The sequence below is a fragment of the Paenibacillus sp. FSL H8-0104 genome (assembly GCF_038050215.1).
GTDB lineage: Bacteria > Bacillota > Bacilli > Paenibacillales > Paenibacillaceae > Paenibacillus > Paenibacillus amylolyticus.
This window is the reverse complement of the sequence record NZ_JBBOTC010000001.1, coordinates 5,016,081-5,039,420: the sequence shown is the minus strand read 5'-3', so window position 1 is coordinate 5,039,420 and position 23,340 is coordinate 5,016,081. Positions and strand designations below refer to the sequence as shown.

Annotated in this window: 15 protein-coding genes; 5 read left to right on the top strand and 10 right to left on the bottom strand. The window is 47.8% G+C overall.

Going from position 1 to position 23,340, the window contains the following annotated elements; translation table 11 throughout:
- Positions 1-167: 167 nt before the first annotated feature.
- Positions 168-1,340, bottom strand: coding sequence for an aminotransferase class I/II-fold pyridoxal phosphate-dependent enzyme (locus NST38_RS22290; RefSeq protein ID WP_341344065.1), 1,173 nt, complete (start codon positions 1,338-1,340; stop codon positions 168-170).
- Positions 1,341-1,434: 94 nt separating this feature from the next.
- Positions 1,435-3,510: a methyl-accepting chemotaxis protein gene (locus tag NST38_RS22285; protein WP_256721296.1), complete on the bottom strand. Its 2,076-nt coding sequence runs from the start codon at positions 3,508-3,510 to the stop codon at positions 1,435-1,437.
- A gap of 257 nt (positions 3,511-3,767) precedes the next feature.
- On the opposite strand from NST38_RS22285, the gene NST38_RS22280 reads away from it, so the two are divergent.
- Positions 3,768-4,796: a hypothetical protein gene (locus NST38_RS22280; RefSeq protein ID WP_036617478.1), complete on the top strand. Its 1,029-nt coding sequence runs from the start codon at positions 3,768-3,770 to the stop codon at positions 4,794-4,796.
- Between the two features lie 79 nt (positions 4,797-4,875).
- Here NST38_RS22280 and NST38_RS22275 read toward each other — a convergent pair whose 3' ends face one another.
- From NST38_RS22275 to NST38_RS22255, 5 genes are all read right to left on the bottom strand, one after another.
- Positions 4,876-5,595, bottom strand: a complete 720-nt coding sequence (locus tag NST38_RS22275) for an SDR family oxidoreductase (protein ID WP_036617480.1) — start codon at positions 5,593-5,595, stop codon at positions 4,876-4,878.
- Between the two features lie 174 nt (positions 5,596-5,769).
- Entirely contained in the window at positions 5,770-10,737 is a 4,968-nt protein-coding gene (locus NST38_RS22270; protein WP_341344064.1) for a discoidin domain-containing protein, read from the bottom strand.
- Positions 10,738-10,991: 254 nt separating this feature from the next.
- Positions 10,992-11,225, bottom strand: a complete 234-nt coding sequence (locus NST38_RS22265) for a winged helix-turn-helix transcriptional regulator (RefSeq protein WP_339200037.1) — start codon at positions 11,223-11,225, stop codon at positions 10,992-10,994.
- Between the two features lie 122 nt (positions 11,226-11,347).
- On the bottom strand, positions 11,348-13,411 hold the full coding sequence (locus NST38_RS22260; protein ID WP_341344063.1) for a beta-xylosidase family glycoside hydrolase: 2,064 nt from the start codon (positions 13,409-13,411) through the stop codon (positions 11,348-11,350).
- A 33-nt stretch (positions 13,412-13,444) separates the two neighbouring features.
- Positions 13,445-15,379 (bottom strand): carbohydrate-binding protein, encoded by a 1,935-nt coding sequence (locus NST38_RS22255; RefSeq protein WP_341344062.1) that lies wholly within the window; start codon positions 15,377-15,379, stop codon positions 13,445-13,447.
- 903 nt (positions 15,380-16,282) lie between these two features.
- Here NST38_RS22255 and NST38_RS22250 point away from each other — a divergent pair.
- Together NST38_RS22250 and NST38_RS22245 are read left to right on the top strand one after the other, a co-directional pair.
- On the top strand, positions 16,283-16,642 hold the full coding sequence (locus NST38_RS22250; protein ID WP_036617491.1) for a hypothetical protein: 360 nt from the start codon (positions 16,283-16,285) through the stop codon (positions 16,640-16,642).
- A gap of 34 nt (positions 16,643-16,676) precedes the next feature.
- Positions 16,677-18,164, top strand: a complete 1,488-nt coding sequence (locus NST38_RS22245) for an exosporium glycoprotein BclB-related protein (protein WP_341344061.1) — start codon at positions 16,677-16,679, stop codon at positions 18,162-18,164.
- A 180-nt stretch (positions 18,165-18,344) separates the two neighbouring features.
- Here NST38_RS22245 and NST38_RS22240 read toward each other — a convergent pair whose 3' ends face one another.
- Positions 18,345-20,306: an AraC family transcriptional regulator gene (locus NST38_RS22240; RefSeq protein ID WP_341344060.1), complete on the bottom strand. Its 1,962-nt coding sequence runs from the start codon at positions 20,304-20,306 to the stop codon at positions 18,345-18,347.
- 113 nt (positions 20,307-20,419) lie between these two features.
- Positions 20,420-20,773, bottom strand: coding sequence for a DoxX family protein (locus NST38_RS22235; RefSeq protein ID WP_076254335.1), 354 nt, complete (start codon positions 20,771-20,773; stop codon positions 20,420-20,422).
- A gap of 140 nt (positions 20,774-20,913) precedes the next feature.
- Between NST38_RS22235 and NST38_RS22230 the strand changes: the two genes are divergently transcribed.
- Together NST38_RS22230 and NST38_RS22225 are read left to right on the top strand one after the other, a co-directional pair.
- Positions 20,914-21,297, top strand: a complete 384-nt coding sequence (locus tag NST38_RS22230; protein WP_076254337.1) for a winged helix-turn-helix transcriptional regulator — start codon at positions 20,914-20,916, stop codon at positions 21,295-21,297.
- 24 nt (positions 21,298-21,321) lie between these two features.
- Positions 21,322-22,359, top strand: coding sequence for an NAD(P)/FAD-dependent oxidoreductase (locus NST38_RS22225; RefSeq protein WP_076254339.1), 1,038 nt, complete (start codon positions 21,322-21,324; stop codon positions 22,357-22,359).
- A 159-nt stretch (positions 22,360-22,518) separates the two neighbouring features.
- Here the strand turns inward: NST38_RS22225 and NST38_RS22220 are convergent, their stop codons facing one another.
- Positions 22,519-23,280, bottom strand: coding sequence for an ankyrin repeat domain-containing protein (locus NST38_RS22220; protein WP_256720199.1), 762 nt, complete (start codon positions 23,278-23,280; stop codon positions 22,519-22,521).
- Positions 23,281-23,340: the final 60 nt, after the last annotated feature.

Here is a 23,340-nt window from a genome sequence, read left to right as displayed (position 1 = left end):
ATTCAGCCGCAATCTTAAATCACCCAATGAATGTCTACTCCCGCACCAAATGCCAAAATCCCCTCACGTCTACAAGAAGTAGAGACCACGTTTATCAAACGTGAAACTCTTACTCCCTGTGGACCTTGAGGGGATTTTGGCTTGAGCACATTCGAATTGTGCTCCCGTTAGCTGGATTTCAGAATCCCGCTGTCATCAACTGATTGTACCGCTTGTTGCAATAATTCATTATCCTGAACGAGGGCGAAGCGAACGTAACCTTTGCCTGAAGGACCAAAGGCACTGCCTGGGGTTGCGATGACTCCTGCATGTGTAACCAGATCCATGGCAAATTGCTCCGAGCTGTCGTAGTGCGCCGGAATCCGGCTCCAGACGAACATCGTTGCTTCAGGTTTAGCGATGGGCCAACCGAGATTGCTGAATCCATCACAGAGGATGTCTCTTCGCTGTTCATAGATTGCTCTGACCCGTTCAACCTCGGATTGATCACCGGTAATGGCGGCAATTGCTGCTTTTTGGATCGGTAGGAACATCCCGTAATCCATATTGGATTTTAGCTTTTTCAGCATGGAGACCATGGTTGTATTGCCCACACAGAAGCCGATTCGTGCTCCGGCCAGTCCGTATGTTTTTGACAGGGAATTGAATTCCACACCAACGTCCATGGCGCCAGGGAATGCGAGGAAGCTTCCACATGACTTTCCGTCAAATACGAGCTCGCTGTACGCGTTATCGTGAAGCACGATAATATCATACTTCTTCGCAAAGGCAATCAGGTCAACATAGAACTGATCCGGTGCCATCGCAGTTGTTGGATTGTTAGGATAGGAGACCAGCATGAATTTTGCCCGATGAGCGATATCTTCCGGTATATCCTGAAGTTGAATAACATACCCGTTTTCTTCTTTTTGCGGCATATAATAGAGTTCTGCACCTGCCAGTAACGGTCCATCCGCGAAGACGGGATAGCAGGGGTCAGGGACCAGCACCAGATCACCTTCATCGACAATGGAGAGGGATATATGTGCCAGTCCTTCCTGTGAACCGAGCAAGGAACAGATCTGTGTTGCCGGGTCTAACTCGACCTGATAGCGCTGCTTGTACCAATCGCTTGTAGCTTGCAGCAATTCACTCTGATCATTCACAGCATATATATAATTAGCCGGATCAGCTGCGGCCTCGCATAGTGCAGTTATAATATGCTGCGCAGGTGGGATATTCGGCGTACCCACACTGAGATCAATAACGGGCTGACCGTTCTCCAGTCTGCGGCGTTTGATCTCCAGCAACCTGGTGAAAATTCCTTCGTTGAAATGATCCATTCGTTTGGCAAAGTTCATGATGATGATTCAGCCTCCAATCCTCTTCGTACGCATATTCATTAATAATAAATGGACAGCGACTAAAAGAGAAGAGCAGGGGAAAGCTTGCGGATCATGACTTTACTTTAAACTGACTTAGTTCGTCTTGCAGTTTGCCAGATAGCTGGTTCAACTGTTTCGACAGATCCGCTACCTGTTCGATACTATCCAGCTGATCCTGCGTGCTGGCGCTTACTTCTTCCGTCGATGCCGAGTTCTCCTCTGTGGTGGAGGAGATTATCTCCAGTGCCTGGAATATCTCATCTTTGTGTTTGTGTACATTGGCGGTATTAGTGGTAATCTGCATCATACGTTGCTGCAGATCTTTCAAGTCTTTGTTAATACTGAAGAAAACATGTTTGGTATCTTCTACGGATTTGGCATTCTCCTCCGCAATCTTCATACCGCGCATGGTATGTTCAACCGACAGGGTTGTTTTCTCTTCAATAACATTCACCTTTTTGTTGATTTCCTCTGTTGCCTGAGCCGTCTGTTCTGCAAGTTTGCGGACCTCTTCGGCAACGACGGCAAATCCTCTTCCATGTTCGCCAGCACGTGCAGCCTCAATAGAGGCATTCAGGGCGAGTAGGTTCGTTTGAGAGGCAATCTGTTTGACTGTATCCACAAAACTGGATATTTCATTCCGACTCAGGTCAATCTCCTGGATAATAGAGGACATTGCTTGGGTGGACTGGTGGTTTTCGTCGGACCATTTCGATAATTGTTCCACGACCGCAAGTCCTTGGCTGCTTTGATCAGCAGATGTCTGCACGACCGTTCCCATAGCCTGCGCATCGGTAGCAATTTCATCAATTTGGCTGGATAATGAGCCTGTTTTGCGTAAGATATTTTCCGTTTCGATGGACTGATAATTCGTTGCATTGGCAATCTCGTTGATGGCTGTTGATGTGTCATTCATGGTCACAGCCGTTCGTGAGGAGATGGCCTGCAGATCATTCGACGACTGGTTCAGGATTTGCGCCGAGCTGCCGACCATTTGCAGCATGCCCTGAATTTTCTGCACCATGGAATTCAAGCCTGTGGCGATCTGTCCAATTTCATTATTAGATTTGATATCCAGTTTGACAGTCAGGTCACCTTGTTCAATCTGTTTAATCTTGGCCAGCAGCTGTGGTATGGAGCGTAACAGACGGCGAAGGGTAATATAACAAATAATCACAAGCAGAAGGGTAGCTGCAGCAAAACCGCCAAGTGTAATCCACGTGAATGTTTTTAATTCCGCAAGAACTTCTTCTTCGGATATAGTCAGACCAACGGACCATCCCGTATCTTTGCTGGTAGCGTAGCCGATATATCGACGTTCCCCATTGTCGTTCATAAGTTGTACGCCGTTTTCACCCGCAAGCATTTTCTTGCCGATGTCTCCCATGTCCCCCGTACTGTTCAGGATGTTTTCCTTCAATACCTTCTCTTGATCTGGATGGTACAGAATTTCCCCGCTCTTGGACAGCAACATGGAATAGCCCGTGCTTCCAAGGGAATAACTCTCCATAATCGCCGGGATATCCTTGAATGCAATATCCGCTGCCGCAAAGCCGATCGTGGTGTTGTTTTCGTCTTTGATCGGATAAAAGATACCCATGAGTACATCGCCTGCTGCAATATCAATGTACGGATCGGAGAAATAAAGTCCGTCTGCGTCGGTAACCGGCTTGTAGTATGGACGTGACTGGATATCAAAGTCCGGTGCAGATACGACACCATCATTTTGAATCCAAAAGCCTTTTCCATCCAGACCCGCGACCCAGGCATCGGCAAACGAAGGCTCTGCCTTAACGATAGCGGCGAGTGTCGCCTGTGTTTCCGCAGCGTAGGTTGAACTTTTCGCATCCGCAGCAGATGCTGTTGTTTCTATGTATTGCTGAAATAATGTGTTGGTGGACATTTGCTTGACCAGTGCACCTTTTTCCTTGAATAGTGCATCAAATTCACTAACAATGGCTTGTGTCTTGGTCTGGAGCATGGATTCCTGCTGTTTCACCAGAATGTTTCGTGTGCTTGCAAACATAAATGTTCCCAGCACGGCAAAGACAACTACGATAATGATCAGCAGCACAATGGACAACGTATTTGCCATACTGGATGTCCGTGCTCTCTTTTTCCCCCACTTGTTCAACATGTTCGACATATTCCATCTCCCCAGATGATTAATAAAAAGCTCAAAACGCCTAAGTTATATGTCGGCTTAATCTATAGTTTTATGTAGATTTCTGTCGAATAATCCTGAAAGCAACGGAAAGGAAAGGTATGATTATGAGCAGGGTGAAAGGGGAGGGATGAAAAAAGAGGAAAGGAATGAAAAAACGGGATCGGTAGTGGTTCATCCAGGCGATCTTGTTTATAATGGAATGAATTGGAACTATGGATGGAAAAGGGGGATTATCTGTGAGTGAGTTATGGCATGCTTCAATACAGGGGGTTCCATGGAATGCCGAAAAGATGCACCAGGCGGTGCATCTGTTGCGTCGCAGAGCAACGGTTCATTTTCGCGTTGACGCGGATACATACGAGGACCTTGCCGAGCTCGATGCCAAAGTATTCTTTGCCCGGCCGGATCTGATTCTACACATATCACATATGGACCCTAAAGGGGTATATTCATCCGGATTTTTGGGGCGACTGGCACAGTTGAAACATGTGTCTGCCTTGCAGCTTGATCTTTCGCAGGCTCAGGATTTGACGATACTGGGTGCGATGGAGCAACTGCAGTTTCTAAGATTGAATTCACCTGCAAAGGCAACCGTGCTCGATTTTATTAAACACTACAAACGATTGACCTTTCTTGAACTGCGTGGCAAATTCAACGGATTTGCTTCCATTGCGGCATGTCTCCAACTGCATACGCTCATTCTGAACTGCACGATCGAAAGTGCTGATGTGTTAGCGGAACTGCCTATGCTTCAGTATCTATCCCTGGATCACTGTGAGTTAAAAGGGGGACTAGATGTATTGACACAGTCGACCATCTCGATGTTGAAGCTCAGCTCTGTTCGCAAACTGACGAGTATTCAGGGACTCGAACAGATGCGCGGGCTGGAATATCTGCATCTGTCCTTGCCCAAGCTGGAGCAGTTATGCGACTTTTCCCTTCTGACCTCTCTCAGACAGCTCGAACTGGACTATATGAAATCGTTGCGGGATACGACACATCTATGGACAGCCCGTGCTTTGGAGTCTATTGAACTGAAAGAGATGAATACGGCGCTCAAGGCGGATTCGTTTGCTGGACTGACCGGGCTGGAGCATTTGCGCCAAATCGATTTTCGTTTCATTGATGTTAACAAAGGACGAATTGCAGCTATGCGTGATCATCTGGACAAGGCCGGAAAATCCCATTTATTATATGAAAATATCCCTGAGCATGAACGCCTGAATTCCGCAGGTATTGCGCACTTATCGCATGTATTAATGTAAACGGGCTTCTGTCCAGCATGTGTATACAGAGCGCACTCCGGTGAACGGACCGATTGAGGCGTGTAGATGTCATTGCTATCTAGGTGTTCGTATCCGTTAATGCGGGCATGTTGATCTCTTTCACGCAGGCCGCTTTGGACAAGCTGATGATACATCGAACGATGGAGACCATATCCTGCAGGGGAATGCGGGTCCCATCATACTCGGCCAGTGCACGTTCCATCCCGTCTTCATACGGAATTTCTGCCGCCAGTTCTCCCGGGTTGATGCATGTCACCGCGATGCGGTCATTCCTCGTATGTTCTCTTAGAGCTTCCGTAATACCCCGTATGGCAAATTTGGAGGCGACAAAAGAAACCTGGCTGCTGCCTGCATTGCTCAAACCGGCTGTTGAACCAATCAGGATGATCTTGCCTGCTTCAGACTGGCGGAGCTGAGGCAGTAAAGCCTGTATACATACAATTGTAGAAGTCACATTCACATGGATCAGCTGACTGATATCTGCGGGTTCATCCTTATCAAACGTGTAGTGCTCTTCAAATCCTTCCTTTTCCCAGATCCCCACGTTATAAATAAGCACATCCAACGTCTCGCCTTGAAGCTGGCTGGCAACTTGCTCTGCGGCCTGAAGCTCGGAAAGATCAGCCTGAATCCATATTCGCTCGACGCCATCCTCCACGGACAGACTTTCCGGCTTGCTGCGGGAGACCACCCAGACCTTATCACCGGATTGTGGCACACCTCTGACAAATGCATCGCCCAATCCCTTGCTTGCACCAAAGACAATTATATTTTTCAATTAAAGCCCTCCTTATCGATTAGAAATTAATAATATTTACATTAATCTATATCTTACTATAAAGGTGATATATGGAACATGAAGTTTACATGAGGTATGCTTCATCCTTATCAAGAAAAACCACCTCTGCCCCGCAAGGACGGGAGAGAGATGGTTGGAGAGATCATGATGACATTAATGGTGAAGTTTTAACTCGGCGATGGACCACCACCACTCGGGAGTGTCCGCGGTCAAGGCAATTTTGATGTATCGCGCCGTTTGTCTGGAGAACGTATGTGAGATGACAGGTCCTGTTCCCAGTGCTTCCGTAACCCCTTCCCAACGTTCGCCATCCTCAGAAGTGAAAAACTGGAAGTTGCGAGCATAATCGTTGCTGCTGCCTGAGTCCATTGTCAAGCGGCTGAAGCTCTGCTTGCTTCCCAGATCAATCTGGACCCATTGATTGGCATGTTGACCAGATGAAGAGGTCCAGCGTGAATTCAGATCGTCGTCGAGCATCGCCGCAACATCTTCAGAGGTGGAGGCAGTCGCTGTCCATGATGTTCGATCCAGTTCAGCAGGTAGCAGATGATCCTGTTCCCCGGATATCCAAGGTGTCTGATCAGCGGTATAGACCTCTAATTCAGCCACGGACCACCAATGAGAATCGGTACCCGTCTGTACGACCTTAATATAACGTGCCTCATGCGGTGTAAAAGCGATAGAAAGTAGCGCATCTGATCCTTCACCCGAAGCCAAGGCTTTTCCCCAATGCTCTCCATCCAGAGAAGTATATATTTCATAACCGCGAGCAAAGTCTTCCCGGCTGTGCGCGCTGTCGAGCACAATCCGATTCACTGGCTGCGAGGCTCCCATATCAAGCTGAATCCATTCGCCACCTGTTTGAGTCTGACCGGAGGTCCAGCGTGTTTGGTCCGAGCCGTCGAGTATAGCCGCTGCATCGTCTCCGGAGGAAGCTGTCACGGACCAGCCATCTGGCAGCAGCCTCTTTTGTTTGCCCGTTCCATTATGATGAACAAACAACTCGGAGATCGTCCACCATTGATCGGAATCCCCGATCTGCACCATTTTCACATAACGTGCTTGCTGTTCAGGGAAAGTGATGGACATGCGTCCAGGCGTGCCTTCGCCGCCCGCAATGGATGTGCCCCAGTGTTCACCGTCATCCGAGGCATAAATCCGATACTGTCCCGGATAGTCTTCTTTCGCATGACCCGGGTCCAATTCTATGGCATCGAAAAAGCTCTTCTGGCCGAGGTCAATGGTAATCCATTGTCCTTTGGTTTGCTTCCTACCGTTTGTCCATAGTGTATCTGAACTTCCGTCCAGCATATTGGCTGTAACATCTGCTCCTTGAGTAGAGGAGGCGGTTACGATCCATGAAGAGCGATCTGGAGGCGGTACGGGCTGTGGGAGCTCTGGTGTTGCTTCAAGCTTGCCAAATCGGGCAAGCTTTAGTTCAGAGATCGACCACCAGCTGTCTGCAGAGGAAGTCAATACAATTTTGACATAACGGGCGGTTTGCATGCCCAAATCAACGGACAGACTTGGAGATGTTCCTGCTCCCTCTGCGATAGGCTCGCTCCAGTTCTCGTTATCTTTGGATACGTAGATTTCGTACCCGTGAGCATAATCACCGCCGTTGTTGCCGGAGTTCATGAATACCGTATCCATAGTCTGTTCGCTACCCAGATCGATATGCAACCAATCGCCGGGCTTCTGAATCTGTCCGGATGACCAGCGTGTAGTCAGATCACCGTCCACCATGTGCTCTACCGGCTCCGAACTGGAGGATGCCGTAATGGTCCATTGGCTCCGATCGAGATAGACTACACCCTGAGAGGCATCCGGCTGTTTAACGACGGAATGTTCCAGCGGGTTAACCTTTACTTGCGCTTTGGCATACACGGTAGCGGAACCCAAAGCGCCATGGGCATTGTAGAAATGAACGGTTTTGACAGTGTCGGACGGATTCCAGATTTGAGCTGTATAGACGCCGTCTTTTTCATACACGGTTGCTGCCGGATCATCTGCCCATATATCCATCGTGCGTGTTCCCGTAGAAGCCATGCTGTGCATGAACCAGTACGCGTTAAAGACTTCATTTTGCTGCATCTCGCTCGTATTCCATTTGGCTAGAGCACCTTGCGGGTCTCCAATGGACTGGAATGGCCAGATAATATGCTGCCATGTGCGCTCCTGCTGACCACCCAGGTCCTTAATGAGACCATTGTAGAGAGCCTTAGTATTCTGCGGATCACGTCCATAATAGGTCATCCATTCCGCTGGCGGCAGCCAGTGAATACCGTAAATATGCTCCGCCTCATTAGAGAAGTACGTTCCATACAGGTAGGCGCTGCCGTACACATGACCTATCGTAGCGTGTTGGTAATCCTCCAGCCAGTTATCCCCGTCATAGTTAAACCAGTATTGCTCGGCAGCTTTCTCTTCGGTCATGAAGCCCCAGATCCCGGTGTCGCGATAGGCTTTGTTGCCTGTCACCTCACCCCACATATATTGGCCGACCCAACTAAAGAGCGCTTCTCCTGCGGCCTCCTGGTTATTCCCGCTGCGATTATCGGCGTAACCACCTGCCCAGGAGTGACCAGCGTACGGATCAAAATTGCGAAGCCATGGAAACTGATCATCTGTCCGTGAAGGATTGGCATAGTCCCGAATCAGAAGCTCAACCATGTCGCCGTAATCTTGCAAGAATGTTTTGTCATATGTGGCCAGTACAGCCGATGCAAAAACGTAATAACCGTAGGTGAAATGATGATCTGTCAATCCGGTATTAACACCGAATCCGCTACCGTAAGGGAAGATGGTTCCCCATTCATCCGAATAATAAAAATAATACGAGTGCAAAGGTTCGTCCGGCGAATAGGTATACCAATCTGTCAAAATGGTTCGAAGCAGGGACAGATAGTTGTCTCGTCGTACCGTATCTCCTATCTGGTCGCTGATGAGCACACCCAGCGCAAGCGGATGAAGCTTTTTCCCTTGCCAGTAAGGATCCTCGCTCATCAGATTGCCTGCCGTATCCGCGTCAAGCTGATCCAGATAGCTGATTAATTGTGCACGCGAGTAGGTTGGATCATCTGGCTCCACAAATTGCGGAATAATGCCATAGAATCGATCCTGTGTCGTAAACGTATTGCCTTCACTTACTTTCATGATGCCGCGAATGGAAGGGTAAGCAAGCTCCGTTACCGGAGTAGTCGCTAGTTTCCATTGGTGCGGCAACAAGGCCATCAGTGTCTCGGAGGAAAAGCCTGCCCGCTTCGTCCGGGTTACCGAGTTGAAGGTAGTCGTTACCAGTGAAGTGCTCTCATTATAATTGTAGTCCACTGTTGTATCGGTTACAAAGGCGTAGGCATGCCGGTAATAATAAGACAGTTCTGCCGCGGACGGCAGGGTAGCCAGTGACAGATAGTTTTCGCTCTGGCCCAGCTTGATTTTGAGCGTATTGCCAAGTTTCATAAATACGGTTCCTTCAGGTGCAAAGATCCCGTAGTTTCTTGTAAAGGTCTGAGGCGTGGGCGCTCTGTCCTGATTGGTTACTTCAACACCGATATGATCGGCCGTCAGCGATTCTCCATCATTCAGAACAATTTCACGGTTCTGATCATCGAAGAGACGTGTGATGTTGGGAGAACGAACAATAATGGTATCCGGGTTATCGAAGGTGTTGTACAGGAAAGGGGAACCTTTCACAAACGTGGTATTCATTTTGGCTGTGTCATCATCGCTCATGATGATCGTGGCGGAATAATCCCCATATCCCGCCACCTTGGTATTTACCTCCGCCGGGTTCATATTGCTGGTGCTCATGATCAGATCCGGTTCACCGTCAGCGTCCATAGAACCGCCATCAGCCGAAACGTAACCAGCTCCGGGATTCAGAAGTTGAAGTCCTTGTTTGGTATATCTGCTTTTAAGCGGGAGTGTGACCAGACTGTTGCCATCCCCCAGATCGGATACAAGAATAGACTGCCACCAGTCATTGGAAGGGAGGGGCGCTGTGATGTCAGCCGTGTGATTTTTCGGGTTTTTCGGCTGCAGCATGGTGATGTCATTTACAGCGTAACTGCCGGAACCCACCTTTACCGAGGACGATTCAGGGATATTCGGAATTGTATGCACAGGTTTGGCATCGCCTTCGATATACTCGTAGACGTCGAATGCGTACAGGGAGTATCCGTTGGTTGTTCCTCTGCCAAGTCCGGCTAATTTCACATACCGTGCTTCGGCGTATACCGGAATCTCATCCCGTCCACCGTCGCTGTGCAGTTCCCGGTATAATGTAGTCCACTGGTCTGCATCATTTGATACTTGAATATCGTATGCACGTCCAAAGGCGTTTTCCCATTGTAGGGATACGTTCCCGATTTCCCGGATTAGTCCAAGGTCTACAACAATCCATTCCTGATCTTTGTAGATGGAAGACCAGCGTGTATCCGGACGGCCATCCGTTACATTCCGTGCTTCGTAATTCCCTTTTTCCATTTTGGCTTTATCCTCGGCTGAACGGCTGGGCTCATCAATTTCTTCCGAAGACGCTGTAGCCGGTTGTCCTAGTGCAAGGTTCATTGCTAATGGTTTGGGAGGTGGATTTGCTCCGCCCGTCCCATATACATTGAATTCGTATACAGAGACGCCATAGGCTGGCTGTGCTCTTTGATGACTGAACAAGCGCACATATCGTGCCTCCGCTGTGACCTCAATTTCTGTCAGGCCGCCTTGCCCCTTCGTTGTCGAGTAAACAGACTGCCAGTTGACCTCGTCGTTGGATACTTCCAGATCAAAGGCGGAAGCATACGCATTTTCCCACTGGATGGAGATGCCCGAGATGGAGGCCACCGTGCCTAAGTCAACATAGATCCACTGCGGATCTTGCTGCCATATGCTTTCCCAGCGGCTGTTTTTGTTGCCGTCAACCACAAGATCTGCCGTATTGCCGCCCAGAGATGAGGAACTGTACACAGGCCGGTTCAGGGATAACAGATGATGTTCCTCATCAGCGGCGTTCACTTTTGAGACCGGCCACAGCGGGATGCTGCTAATCAACAACAGAACAGATAACAGCAAGTTCATGTAGATGTTGCGTGTTTTTCCTCTTTGACTCGTTCGTACCTTCATATGACTACTCCTTTGTTAGCCCTTGCCATCTCACCAGACAGAGCTTCTCTTCTTCTCTTTCTCGCTACCGTATGTATCATTTTGTTTCCCATGTTGCTTTTGTGAGATGTGAATCCAATGCTCAACACGGGATATTCAGGTGCCCCATTTTGTATATCGATCATTTTGTCTGGAATATAAAGGTTTTTTAATCGTTTTCGTGGAAAAAGAGACATATGTCCTACATAATGTATGGGGAATGTGCAACTGTGAAATCAAGATTCGTAATCGTTGTTCTCCAACAATACGATATCTTCGCCCCGTTGTTGCCTGTGAGCAATATTGTCCCTCCCCCAAGCACACATGACATCCACGATGGTGTTGGCGGTAACGCCATATTCTGTAAGTCCATATTCTACTTTGGGAGGCATCTGTTGGTAGACATGTCTGGTGACAAGGCCGTCCCGCTCCAGCTCGCGCAATTGTTGAATTAACACTTGTTCCGGGATTTTTAAAAGTTAAAAGCTGAAACTCTTCATAAGAAATGTACTGAAAAGGACCTGGCTCACACATGGTGGAGTTCCAGGTCCTGGTCAATAAACGAAACATTAATAACCGAATAAAACTACATTTATTCTACGCGGAAATAATCAAAATCTGCATATCCTCCGGTAGACTTCGTTGCATAATTGAATAGTGCAAACCGATATCCCATAAAGTGTGGCAGGGTGTAAGACATTTGAAGTGTATTGCCAATGGTTGTCCAGTTGCTGCCGTTCAGGCTATAAGCAAAGTAGGCTTTGTCGGTCTGGTTCGTAAAATCACAGATGACGCGTAGATAGATTCTGTTCTGGTTTAATGGCACAGTTGCTAATTCAGTCATGGTGCCGGAGCTGGCATTAGCCATAACGATGGATCTGGTGCTGCCCGTCATTTTTACGCCGACAAAACCATATTTCGCCTGAAAAGCAGCGAGTCCAGCATAATCACCATCCTTCATGCCGGCTGTATCCAAAGCGGTCATCCCTGTGCTTTTTGGACCAAAGGTTCGTTGTGTCAGCGTGTTGCGGGCTTCTAACAGGTTTTTGCTGATTTTTCCTGCGGTTAACCGCAGGAAACCGGGCCGCTGGAGCAGGGACCAGTTGGCAGCATCAGGGTTATGATTCCACTGCCAGAAAGTACCGAGACTGGATGTACCAGAAGATGAATTGCTCTTCAGGGAGACGTCATCTACATAAAACGCCATCAAATCATTGGTCGGGTCCGGATTCGAGTTATACGGTGTTTCCACAAAAATAAAGCTTTGGGACAGGTCTGCATTCGACGGAACGGTATACGTGCCTTGAATGGTACCCCACTGTCCACGGGTTAACGTCGCACTGCCCATAATGGTAATTCCGGTATAACTTGCACCGTTCTGGATGCTAAGATTGAACGTTTTGGTTGCAGGACCAGTAGTGTATTTGATCTTTGCCGAAAAAGAGTATGTTCCTCCCGGTACTAGCTTCCCTGTAACCATCTGTTTGGCTCCGCCTGCTGTCTGCTGTCTGCCGCTGACGAGCAGGCTTTTTGTACCGCTGAATGCTTCGGCATTTGTTACGGTGATGTTCGCCGTATTGTTGCTGGTCCACGGCTGAATGTTGCTTTCCTCAAAGCCGCCGTTCACTAACAGTTGCGTTACTGAGGGTGTGCCTGATGTGGTTGCGTTGAACTCATCGGACCCGTAGATTTTGGCAGCAGGCTGACCTTCAACAGGCATATTCATGTTAAGGGGAACCTTGCCGTTCATTCCAAACACAGGCCAGTTATCCGACCACGTCACTGGAACGAGATAGGGGATGCGCCCAATGGCTCCGCTATCACGAAACAGCAAGCCGTACCAAGCGCCGGATGCGGTATCCACGATGCCTCCTTGGGCGATTCCCAAGTCTCTGAGTACAACTTTACCTGTGTATGGACCTGTCAATGTGTTTGCACGATAGGCAAGCTGAATGCGACCATCACCCGAAGGCCAGGCAATCAGGAATACATAGTACATGCCATTGATCTTCTGAATGTGTGCTCCTTCTGCCTTTACAATCATGTTGGAGCCGGCAACATTGCTTGCGTTTGGAATCAGGACCTGATTGAGCCCGCCGGATTTAACGGCTTTGGCATCAGGTGTCAGCTCAACGATACTGATGTTATCACTGCCATGAACAAGAAAGGTTCGATTCCCGTCAAACAAAAGGGAGGGGTCATGGTAATAACTGTTCAATGTGTAAGGTGTCCATGGTCCTGTTTCAATATTGCTGGTTTGGTAAATATACGTCTTGCCCGTGGAAAGCGATCCAAAGGCCACATAATATATACCGTTGTTGTACCGCAAGCTGCTCGCCCAGGAACCACGTCCATACTCGTTTTGTCCATTGTTCAGATTCTGTATATCCCCGTTTCCAAGCGTATCGTATACATAGTTTACGATGCTCCAGTTGACCAGATCATAAGACTTCATGACCGGGACTCCCGGATTCATATGCATCGTTGTGCTTGTCATATAAAATGCATTGCCTACCCGAATGACGTCACTGTCAGGAACATCCGCGTAAATAACCGGATTGCTGAACGTTGCGGCTGAAGCTGCCGGACTTGTCAAAGGGAATGATGTTATAAGCAAAGGAAGAGCGAGTAGAAGAGCACTGATTTTTTTCCACATATTCTATCCTCCCAATTGATCATGTCCTATGAATTAAAGCGAGTACTCCAGATAATCAATGTAAGCATCCCAAGTGCCATTATCCGTTGTTACGACCAGCTTGATTTCCTGATTGCCTGTACCGTGAGTGATGCCGGTGAGGGTTTGAACGGTCGGCTCCGTTCCCGTGAAGTAGAAAGAACCAGCGGTTACACCCCCGATGACCAGATCAACACGGGCTGTATTATTATTGTTGGAAGCGCCGCGGACAGAGAATTGATGGGTTGGGAATGCAAAATATTGATTGTATGCTGCATAATCATTGTTCCCGTAAAAAGCGACTCCATTAAAAGGGGAACTGATTACGCCAGCGTATTGGCCGCCAAGAGTCATATTCTCGGCTTCGTAACGCGTAACGTTTGGATTAGGATTTGGGTTTGGGTTAGGGTTGCCGCCCGAACCGGATGTGAACTGCCAGTAGTCCAGTTTGAACAGATTTCCATTGCCCGAGCCTGTAAACACCAGATATAAACGATGTACCCCTGTAGCGTTGGTAACATTGGTCTCCATCTCGCGCCAAGTCTGCGAACCACCGGTTGAGCTTACGTTAAGTGTTCCAACTAGTGGGCCTGTCGGACTGTCCAGTCGAACCTCGATGTTGGCATTTCCGGTAGAAGCGACATTGGCCTTGAACTTGGAGGCTCCAGCTGAGCCAAAATCAACATTGCCGACCGCGATCCAATCCCCGTTATGAATATTAGTGACATTCTGATTGGCTACAGGTCCACCGCTCGCTTGACTCGGTTCAGTGTTAATTCCTGCTTGCCAGCCAATGGTTTCGGCTTCCACCCGGACATACGGGTTGAGGTTAGTGATCTGAGGTACACCTGTCATATTTCCCTGAACCTCCTGGATTGTTCCATCCGCATTATGTGTCAGTTTGTTGATATGTGTGGAACGGTACCCTTTACCATCACCGAGGAATGCCTTGCTTACCGTTTGCGCATGGTACGCCACATACCACTCGTTGTTGAATTGGAACACGGCATGGTGGTTATTGCCGCCTACACCGAAGAACGTGCCAGGATTTTTCAGAAAGTGTCCTTTATACGTGAAGGGCCCCATCGGGCTGTCGCTGACCATGTATCCGATCTCCCCTTTCGGATATGCAGTGGGGTGTGTTCCCGCGAAGTTGATGCAGTAGGAGTAATAATATTTGCCGTTATACTTGTGGATGCCAGAATCTTCGAACATATAAGGAGAATCAATAGTCACAGCACTGCCCACCACACTGGTCATGTCTGCACCGAGACGAATGACCCTAGCTGTTTTGGGATTGGCAATGGAAGCAGCATTGGTATCGTTCGGGATGCCGCCTCCAGCATACAAGTAAGCAGAGCCATCATCATCGACAAGTACAGCCGGATCAAAGAGCCAGGTTACGCCAGACATACCCGGTGTACCGTGAGTCAGGAGGGCACGACCAATTGGATCGGACCACGGTCCAATGGGGGAATCAGCCGTGAGTACGCCAATACCTCCACCCGAGTTGGCAAAGTACAGGAAAAACTTTTCTTTGCCAGCAATGGTTTTCTTCGCCATGGCAGGAGCCCAGGACTGAGTAGCCCATTTGGCAATTCCTTGTCCATTATTGGCATTATTCGCACCTGCTACAGGGATGGAACCATGGTCTGTCCAGTTCACCATGTCAGCTGAGGAGATGACGTTAATTTTCCCAATCGTGCTGTACTGGTTCTCTCGGACAGAGCCGTCACTGTTGTACAGATATGCATCACCTGTCATGTAGACATAGACCCGATTGTTATGGACGAGCACATAAGGATCAGCTCCCAGTTTATGATCGATGAGGGGATTAGAGTTTCCAGGAAGTTTGGCAACGGCTGCATTGGCTGCATGGCTCGATTCAACGGGCAGGGTGACAAAGATTAGCAGACACGACAACAACAAAACTAGCGGTTTACGAATCATACGTTTCGCCTCCATGAGATTGGATTAGTTGGTGAGCTGAAATTCAGAATAACTGAGATGATGAAATGTCGAAAAAACGAAAAGATTTTCCTCATGTCACCCCCTTCTTGAAATAATGGTTAGGTTGGCTGTTAGGTTAAGTCTTCATGTTGTCATATATGGTTTAAGCCAGACAACCTGTGCACCGGGTACGTGGTCACGGCAGCAAGGGGAGTGGCTATAACCCGAAGTAAGCCTGCATCTGTGGGTGCGATTAGAAAAGCTATAATCTGTCAGGTTTCTTTTTGTAATCGCTTTCAATAAAATGGGTTAGAACACTGAAATTTGGCGAAGAAAGAGGTTTGGTCACATTTAAATGTAATTATCTTTCATATTTTCTTTTAAATGTTTATTAACTTGACGATATCATATCACAATTTTAAGATAATACAATCTTTTTCTATTTTTTAGTAGAGGATGAAGAAAGTGATTATTCTATGTGTTTAACATTGGGCTTGATGGTAAAATACGATCTCATATTCTATAAAACTACACTTTCAAGCATAGCTTTACCCGGCCAACAATTAGATACGAGAAAAAGACGTCTTAAGCTGTGACCGTTTCCCTGGAATCTACCAGAGGAACGGTTATTTTCGTTTTTTTCTGGAATCAATCCTGGTTATATAACAAAATCTACTCTTACTTGCTGACCAACTTTGACATTGCATAATTTCTTCTCTTTGTTGTACATATTCCAGTTTTTGTATAGCTAAAGCCCTGAGCGTAGAAGGTTGTTAAGTGATAATGGTGGGGTGCCCCCTGTGTTTTGTCCACACCGTTGATTGAGTGTTTGAATATTACTATCTAGTGAGCTTATGCCAAATACTGCTAGAGTCAGAGGTTCATAAAGGTGGGATGGGAAAAATGGCTATTTTGTCAACTGGGCCGATTGAAAACAATCCGGTTTCCGGGGTTAGACCGACCCAACAGGTAACGATTAGATTGGTAAGTCGGGCTGAGGTGGACTCTGTAACAGTATCCATTCAGGGGTATGTGCTAAGCACAACAAGAACGCTGTATGTGAGTGAAGTAATCAGTATTGCTCCTAATGAAGCAGTGACCAGAACTTATTTTGCAGATTTAGCTGCTTTTGAGTTTGTTTTTGGAACAGACGTGGAAGGTGTGGAGGAAGTAGGGATTTCAGTGTGGGGCAAACAAGCCTCTGGGCAATTGGTAGATGCACACCGGGTGGTGGAGCACGAAAAAACAGTTAATGACATCTAGGAGATCAGAAATCCCCAAAAGAGGAGATGTAGCGATGAGCTTTTTATCAACAGGGCCAATAGAAAATAATGCTGTTAGCGGTGTAAGGCCGACTCAGACAGTTACAGTCAAAATTGATAACCGTAGTGATGTGAGTACCTCAACCATACAAATACAAGGGTATTACATGAGTGGTGGAATGAGGGTCCTGTATGTCAGTGAGTCTTTTGACATCGCACCCAATCAAGTAATAACCAATAACTATTTTGCGAATCTTGATGCCTTCGAGTTTACTTTTACAACAACAGCGACGGTTAATGATCCTGTTCAAGTGTCCGTATGGGGTAAGAGCAGCACAGGCGCATTGGTAACAGCCCATCGTTTGGTTTCTTCCGAATTGCTGGGTGAAACCCCAAGCATCAACGGAGCTACAGGCGCAACCGGGGCTACGGGGGCGACAGGCACACCAGGGACAGCTGGAGTGACAGGTGCAACAGGAGCACAAGGCACAGCGGGAACAACAGGAACAACAGGAGCAACTGGAGCAACAGGCACAGCAGGTACAACGGGAGTAACCGGAGCAACAGGCACGGCAGGAACAACAGGTGTAACAGGAGCGACAGGCACAGCAGGTACAACGGGAGTAACCGGAGCAACAGGCACAGCAGGTACAACAGGTGTAACAGGAGCGACAGGCGCATCAGGTACAACCGGAGTAACAGGAGCGACAGGCACAGCAGGTACAACTGGAGTAACGGGAGCGACAGGCACGCCAGGTACAACGGGTGTAACAGGTGCGACAGGCGCAGCAGGTACAACCGGAGCAACAGGAGAAACAGGCGCACCAGGTACAACGGGAGTAACCGGAGCAACAGGCACGGCAGGTACAACGGGAGTAACCGGAGCGACAGGCACAGCAGGTACAACGGGAGTAACCGGAGCAACAGGCACAACAGGTACAACAGGTGTAACCGGAGCAACAGGTACAACCGGTACAACCGGGGCTACGGGTGCGAGTGGTTCTGGAACAATTATTCCTTATGCATCAGGGCTTCCCGTTGTGTTGACTACAGTTTTGGGTGGACTTTTGAATACTTCCAGTTTAGTTGGTTTTGGTAACAGTTCTACCGGAGTAAGTGTTAACGGAGGAATTATTGATCTCACAGGCGCTGCAGGCACATTGCTTAACTTTGCTTTCTCAGCATCGCGTGCAGGAACGATTACTTCACTGGCCGCTTATTTCAGCACAACAGCCGGACTTAGTTTGGTTGGATCTACAGTAACCTTAACTGCACAATTATTCCGATCCACTACACCTAATAACTCCTTTACAGCTGTACCGGGTGCATTGGTAACCTTAGCTCCTCCACTGACCGGCATTTTGGCACTGGGCACAATATCCAGCGGGGTGACTACAGGACTGAGTATTCCGGTATCTGCCGGTGACCGCCTGCTTATGGTGTTCTCAGCATCAGTAACAGCCGGAATTGATGTGGCTACAACGGTAGCGGGATATGCAAGTGGCGGCCTTACCATCACTTAACGGAAAATGGGCTATATAACAAGTTTAAAGACAGGGACTCTTGCCAACATGGTGAGAGGTCCCTGTTTATGTGTGTGCTTTTGTTTTCAAACTCTCTTCAAATGAAAGATAAGGACTATACAAAAACATAAAAAGACGAGGATTGCTCCTCGCCTCGTACATACCGTGGCCTACTCAATTTCACTCTGTTTTGGTTAGGCTGTCTACGACAAATTTAAGTTGGGCTTCCAACGAAATTGGGTCACTAAACACGAAGCCACGGCTTTCCTCGCGATAAACGTGATTATTCTGGACAGCAGGGAGGTTATCCCAGATAGGACCTTCAAAAACGGAATTTCCACTCTCATCACCTGTCCATCCACTTACAAAGATATAATCTCCTGCATATTGTGGTAACAATTCAAGTGATAACTTGGCCCAACCTTTGCCGCTATCGATGGCTTCCTTCTGAATGATCGGCGGTGCCTTCAGGCCAAACTCGCCATAAATAATATCTCCACCTCTACCAAAGCTCCCGTAGGCATAAAATTCTTTGGCACTTCCCGTATCAAAAATCGAAACCGTGCGATCACCTACCGCTTGCTCCACGAGTGGTTTATATTCAGCGATCTTAGCATCCCACTCTGCGATCCAGGCCTTCGCTTGCTCTTCTCTACCAGTCATCTTGCCAAAATCCATCAATTGCTCCCGTAGAGGTATTCCATATTCAACAGCGACGGTCGGCGCAATTTTGGACAGCTTTTCGATCGTTTCAGGGTCATTCCAAACGACAATTAAGTCCGGCTGCAACTCCATGATTTTCTCGTAAGGTACATCGTTACCGATGTTGACAACGTCATCGAGCTTTCCTTCTGTATAACTGTTAAAGGATTCATCACCAGTTCCAACAGGCTTAAGGCCAAGAGCTAGCAAATGACCGGTAAAGGCTCCTGCAACCATTACGACCCTTTGAGGTTTTTTGGGGATTTGTACTTCACCGTTAACCGCAGAATAGGCTACCATCTCCGAGCTTCCGTTTGTGGTGTTACTGATATTACTCTCTGCACCTACAGTTGGACTTTGCGTACTGCCAGTGCTTCCATTCGTGTTTGCTGGCCTGGAACATGCGCTAACCAATAGAGTTAGGCACAACAGTAGGGTAATTCCTACAGGTAGTTTGCTTCTATACATCCGTAAATCTCCTTTTTCGCTATGTTGATAATGATTATCATCTCTGATATCAATATAACGACGGAGTTTACGCGGAGCAATGGATGATCGAAGCCTAAGGATAGGACGATAAGAACCTTTTGTCACTTGTCCGGACTCATCCTTGAATTGCTTTGGTGTGACTCCCGTATGTTTTTTGAACATTCTTATAAAATAGGATACATCAGCATATCCGACGCTTGCAGCGACTTCTTGCAGAGATAACTCGGTCTTTTGCAACAGCGTTACTGCTTTGTTCATCCTAATACCGATTAAGTAATCGATTAGACTTGCGCCAGTTTCACGTCGGAAGTACTTGGACAGATAAGGGACGCTGTAATGGAATGTATGAGCGAGGGTTTCCCGCGTCAGCGGCTTGGCGTAGTGCTCCTGCATATAGCGAATAAGCTGAGAAGCAAGGTTAGGCCTAACAATGCTTACCTGCTGTTGATCCATTTGTCTGAGCAATTCATATACAAATTGATAGAATAGTGTTTTGGTATGGAGTCGCTCCAAGCGTCCCGGTTTATTCCACTCGCCCAGCATTCGCTCAGTGATTTCGTAGAGGATGGCAGGATGGTATGGGATAAAACCGTACTGGAGGTGGAATGGCAATGGTTGATCCGGTTGTTGAAGTGTATGCTGCTTGCCAGGCGGCGGTAAGGAGGCTTTATAGAAAATCAGGTAATAATGAAAGGATTCGTCCGTTGGGATGATGTCCAGACGGGTGTTTTTGCCCCCATGAAGCATATAAAATGGTTTGGTAGCATGCTCATTTCCGTCTAAGATCACGGTTGCATTGCCATTCGTTACGTACAAAAAGGCGCTGGCAGGGAACAGGTAAGGACGTACGCACTCGTCGGCCTGTATGACAATATGTCGTACATCCATGATTTTGAGCGATGCACAATTCCAGATGAGTATGTGTTCTTGTACATTCAAGGTTGCTTTCAATAGAGAGTTGTCTTCCTTCCATGAGCTGTTGAAGCCAGCCTTTTATGTGGTGAGGTTATTATATAATAATATTAGTGGCTTTTTGTCACTTTCCAGAACGTTCCCCGTTTCCTTTATAGTCTTCCAAAGGCTACGATCAATGCCAGAACTATAAAAAAGATATTTACGCCGAGCTCCCGGTACTCTTTACGCCAAACATGAAACAGCATCCCGAACAGGGTGACCGTAGCCAAAGCGATTGCGGCGATGGGTGTAAGCACCGGAGTGATGTTCAGCACCCAAGGCAAAACTAGGCCAAGCGCTCCTAGTAGCTCCGCGATACCGATCAGAACAACTAGACTTTTTGGCAGATCATTAACCCAGGCCCAGGTCTTTTTTGACGACTCGATACGAATGGTTTTCATCCATCCTGAATATATGAAACCTAGCGCCAATATAAGTTGTACGATCCATAACGTTACATTCATCTTTTCTTATCCCCTCACTTGCTCGATTTTAATATCTGCCTCTATACTAAAGTGAGAAGGCCCAATCTGGAAGTAGGCACTTAAACCTAACCAGGTAACCAAAAGTATACCTGGGTATGGTCAGAAAGTGAGGAATAAGAATGACGGTATATTGTAAATTCGGAACGGCCTTGGATATCCTTACGGGTAAATGGAAATCTTTGATTCTTCTACGACTGCTGAGCAACGGTACAATGCGGTTCAGCGAATTACAAAAAGCCATTCCAGATATTTCAAAAAAAATGCTGACCCAGCAGTTAAAAGAACTGGAGTATCACGATATTGTACATCGCGAAGTATATGCTCAAATTCCCCCTAAGGTCGAATACTCGATTACGGAGTACGGACAGCTCATGAAACCTGTGCTCCAGACAATGAGCGACTGGGGAGCCGGCCATATGCAGCATATGGAGAAGCTGTACAGCGAAGAAGACGAAAAAGGAGCACACCCATCCGAACCTCGGAAAATCGATTCCTTGGGGTGATAGGGTGACAAGGGAGAGTTAGTTTTGAATAAACAAAAAATTGTGATTATTGGTGCAGGGATTGTTGGGGCGTGTATGGCCTATCATCTAGCCAAACGAAATCAAGATGTAACTGTTATTGAACGCCACTCAGCCGCGGCGCGTGAAGTCACGGAAAAATCATTTGCCTGGATACATACGACGCATAGAGTGGCTCCTGAATACTGGCATTTGTACGATGCAGCTGTGGAAGAGTATCACACACTTCAGCAAGAGTTGTCCGAACTGAAAATTCATTGGCATGGCGCGCTAACTTGGGACACTTCGCCTCTAAGGGAGCAACACTTTCAAAAATTAAACCGGGAGCAGCTTGAGGCATTGGAGCCCAATCTGAAGGAATATCCGGATGAAGCCATGTTTGTCAGCAAAGAAGGTGCGGTGGACCCTATAGCGGTAACGGAGCTGTTGTTGAGCAAAGCGCAAGAGTACGGAGCAAAGATTCAGTTCGACACCAACGTTACACAGCTGAAGCAAGAGGGTTCCCGTCTGGTTGGTGTTCATACGTCCAAGGGTTTTGTGGAGTCGGATGTTGTGGTATTGGCCGCAGGAACAGGTACACCCGAACTTTGTAACCCGTTAGGTTGTCACGTGCCGGTAACTTCGTCACCTTCAATTCTGATTCGGATGAAAACTGCTAATAAACGGATACACACATTAATCTCCAATGCGCAATTTGAAGCGCGTCAACTGACAGATTATACGCTGCTGGCTGCGGAAGATTATATCGACGAGTCGGAGGAAAACGGACCACAGGCGGTCGGTAAGCGAGCTTACGATACATTGCGTCGCAGTCTCAAGCACGGAAATCAACTGGAACTGGAGAGCATAAAGGTTGGATGGAGACCCATGCCTGAAGACGGTTATCCGATTGTGGGCTTCCATGATCACATGAATGGACTTTATCTGACGGTAATGCATTCTGCAATTACGCTGGCGCCGCTGATTGCGCATCTGGCTGCAAGTGAAATTATTGATGGTAAATCAAGAAATGAATTAGACCCTTGTCGCCTCTCACGGTTTTAGAATCACCACACAATGAAAAGGACATCGCTCAAGTGGCGATGTCCTTTTCGTTGTGTTTATTTGTTGGAGTCTTCTACACTTCCCCAGTAGCCACCGGATTCTCCTCATAACTGTATTCGCAGCCGCTGGCGATTGGCAATTCCATGCCAAGCTATTCATCTACCTGTGAATCTCGCTAGCGGATTTGGCACCTTGACTTTCAAGCCACGGGATCAGTTTCGATGAAAAATTACGTTTTGCTGTGTCCAGTGGAGTCATTCCATCCCAGCTGGCAATCCAGTTCAGTTCGGCGCCTTGGTCAAGCAGGCATTCGGCTGTTTCTCTTTGACCTCCATGGCAAGCACACCAGAAGGCAACGGTTACTGCATCGGGAGGAGAAGGGGAGGTGCTTGTTCCCCAAGGATAACGTCCCGGGAGTTGGGCCCCTTTAAAATGTTCTTGTATGGCGTGAATATCTCCAAGGGCGGCCGCATGCCAAAGGGCAAAGATCGCGCCGCGCTCAACCAAGCGCCGTGCTGCATCCCATTGTGCAAAAGCAATAGCATCATCCAGCGGCGTGCCACCGGCGATCACCGCGCCAGGCGTTTCAATGTCTGCGCCAGCATCAAGAAGGGCATCAAGCACTTGAACATCATTGGAGCTTGCAGCCCAATGTAAAGGTGTCTCGATGTTTGGACCAACAAAAGGAGCGTTCACTTCCGCACCAAACTTGGTCAATACTCGCACGGCATCGGCTCCATTAGGGAAGTGCCCTGGCCAATCCGTCACCACGTGCAGCAGCGTTCGAGAGATACTGGAGTCTGCATCTACGTTGTCAGGCTTTCTTTCCAATATTCTTATGTTTGCCAATCCCGGATTCTCTGCCAGCAGTTGCTCTAACGTTGGAATATCTCCAGTGTGAATGGCTTGAATAACGCTCACTGCAAGTTTTTCATCTTCGTGAATAAACTCCATGCTCAAATCTCCTTCCAGGCTTATATC

Coding starts and splice junctions, on each gene's coding strand:
- NST38_RS22290 (WP_341344065.1), bottom strand. CDS start 1,340: ATGAACTTTGCCAAACGAATGGATCATTTCAACGAAGGAATTTTCACC.
- NST38_RS22250 (WP_036617491.1), top strand. CDS start 16,283: ATGGCTATTTTGTCAACTGGGCCGATTGAAAACAATCCGGTTTCCGGG.
- NST38_RS22285 (WP_256721296.1), bottom strand. CDS start 3,510: ATGTCGAACATGTTGAACAAGTGGGGGAAAAAGAGAGCACGGACATCC.
- NST38_RS22245 (WP_341344061.1), top strand. CDS start 16,677: ATGAGCTTTTTATCAACAGGGCCAATAGAAAATAATGCTGTTAGCGGT.
- NST38_RS22255 (WP_341344062.1), bottom strand. CDS start 15,379: ATGATTCGTAAACCGCTAGTTTTGTTGTTGTCGTGTCTGCTAATCTTT.
- NST38_RS22260 (WP_341344063.1), bottom strand. CDS start 13,411: ATGTGGAAAAAAATCAGTGCTCTTCTACTCGCTCTTCCTTTGCTTATA.
- NST38_RS22235 (WP_076254335.1), bottom strand. CDS start 20,773: ATGAATGTAACGTTATGGATCGTACAACTTATATTGGCGCTAGGTTTC.
- NST38_RS22230 (WP_076254337.1), top strand. CDS start 20,914: ATGACGGTATATTGTAAATTCGGAACGGCCTTGGATATCCTTACGGGT.
- NST38_RS22270 (WP_341344064.1), bottom strand. CDS start 10,737: ATGAAGGTACGAACGAGTCAAAGAGGAAAAACACGCAACATCTACATG.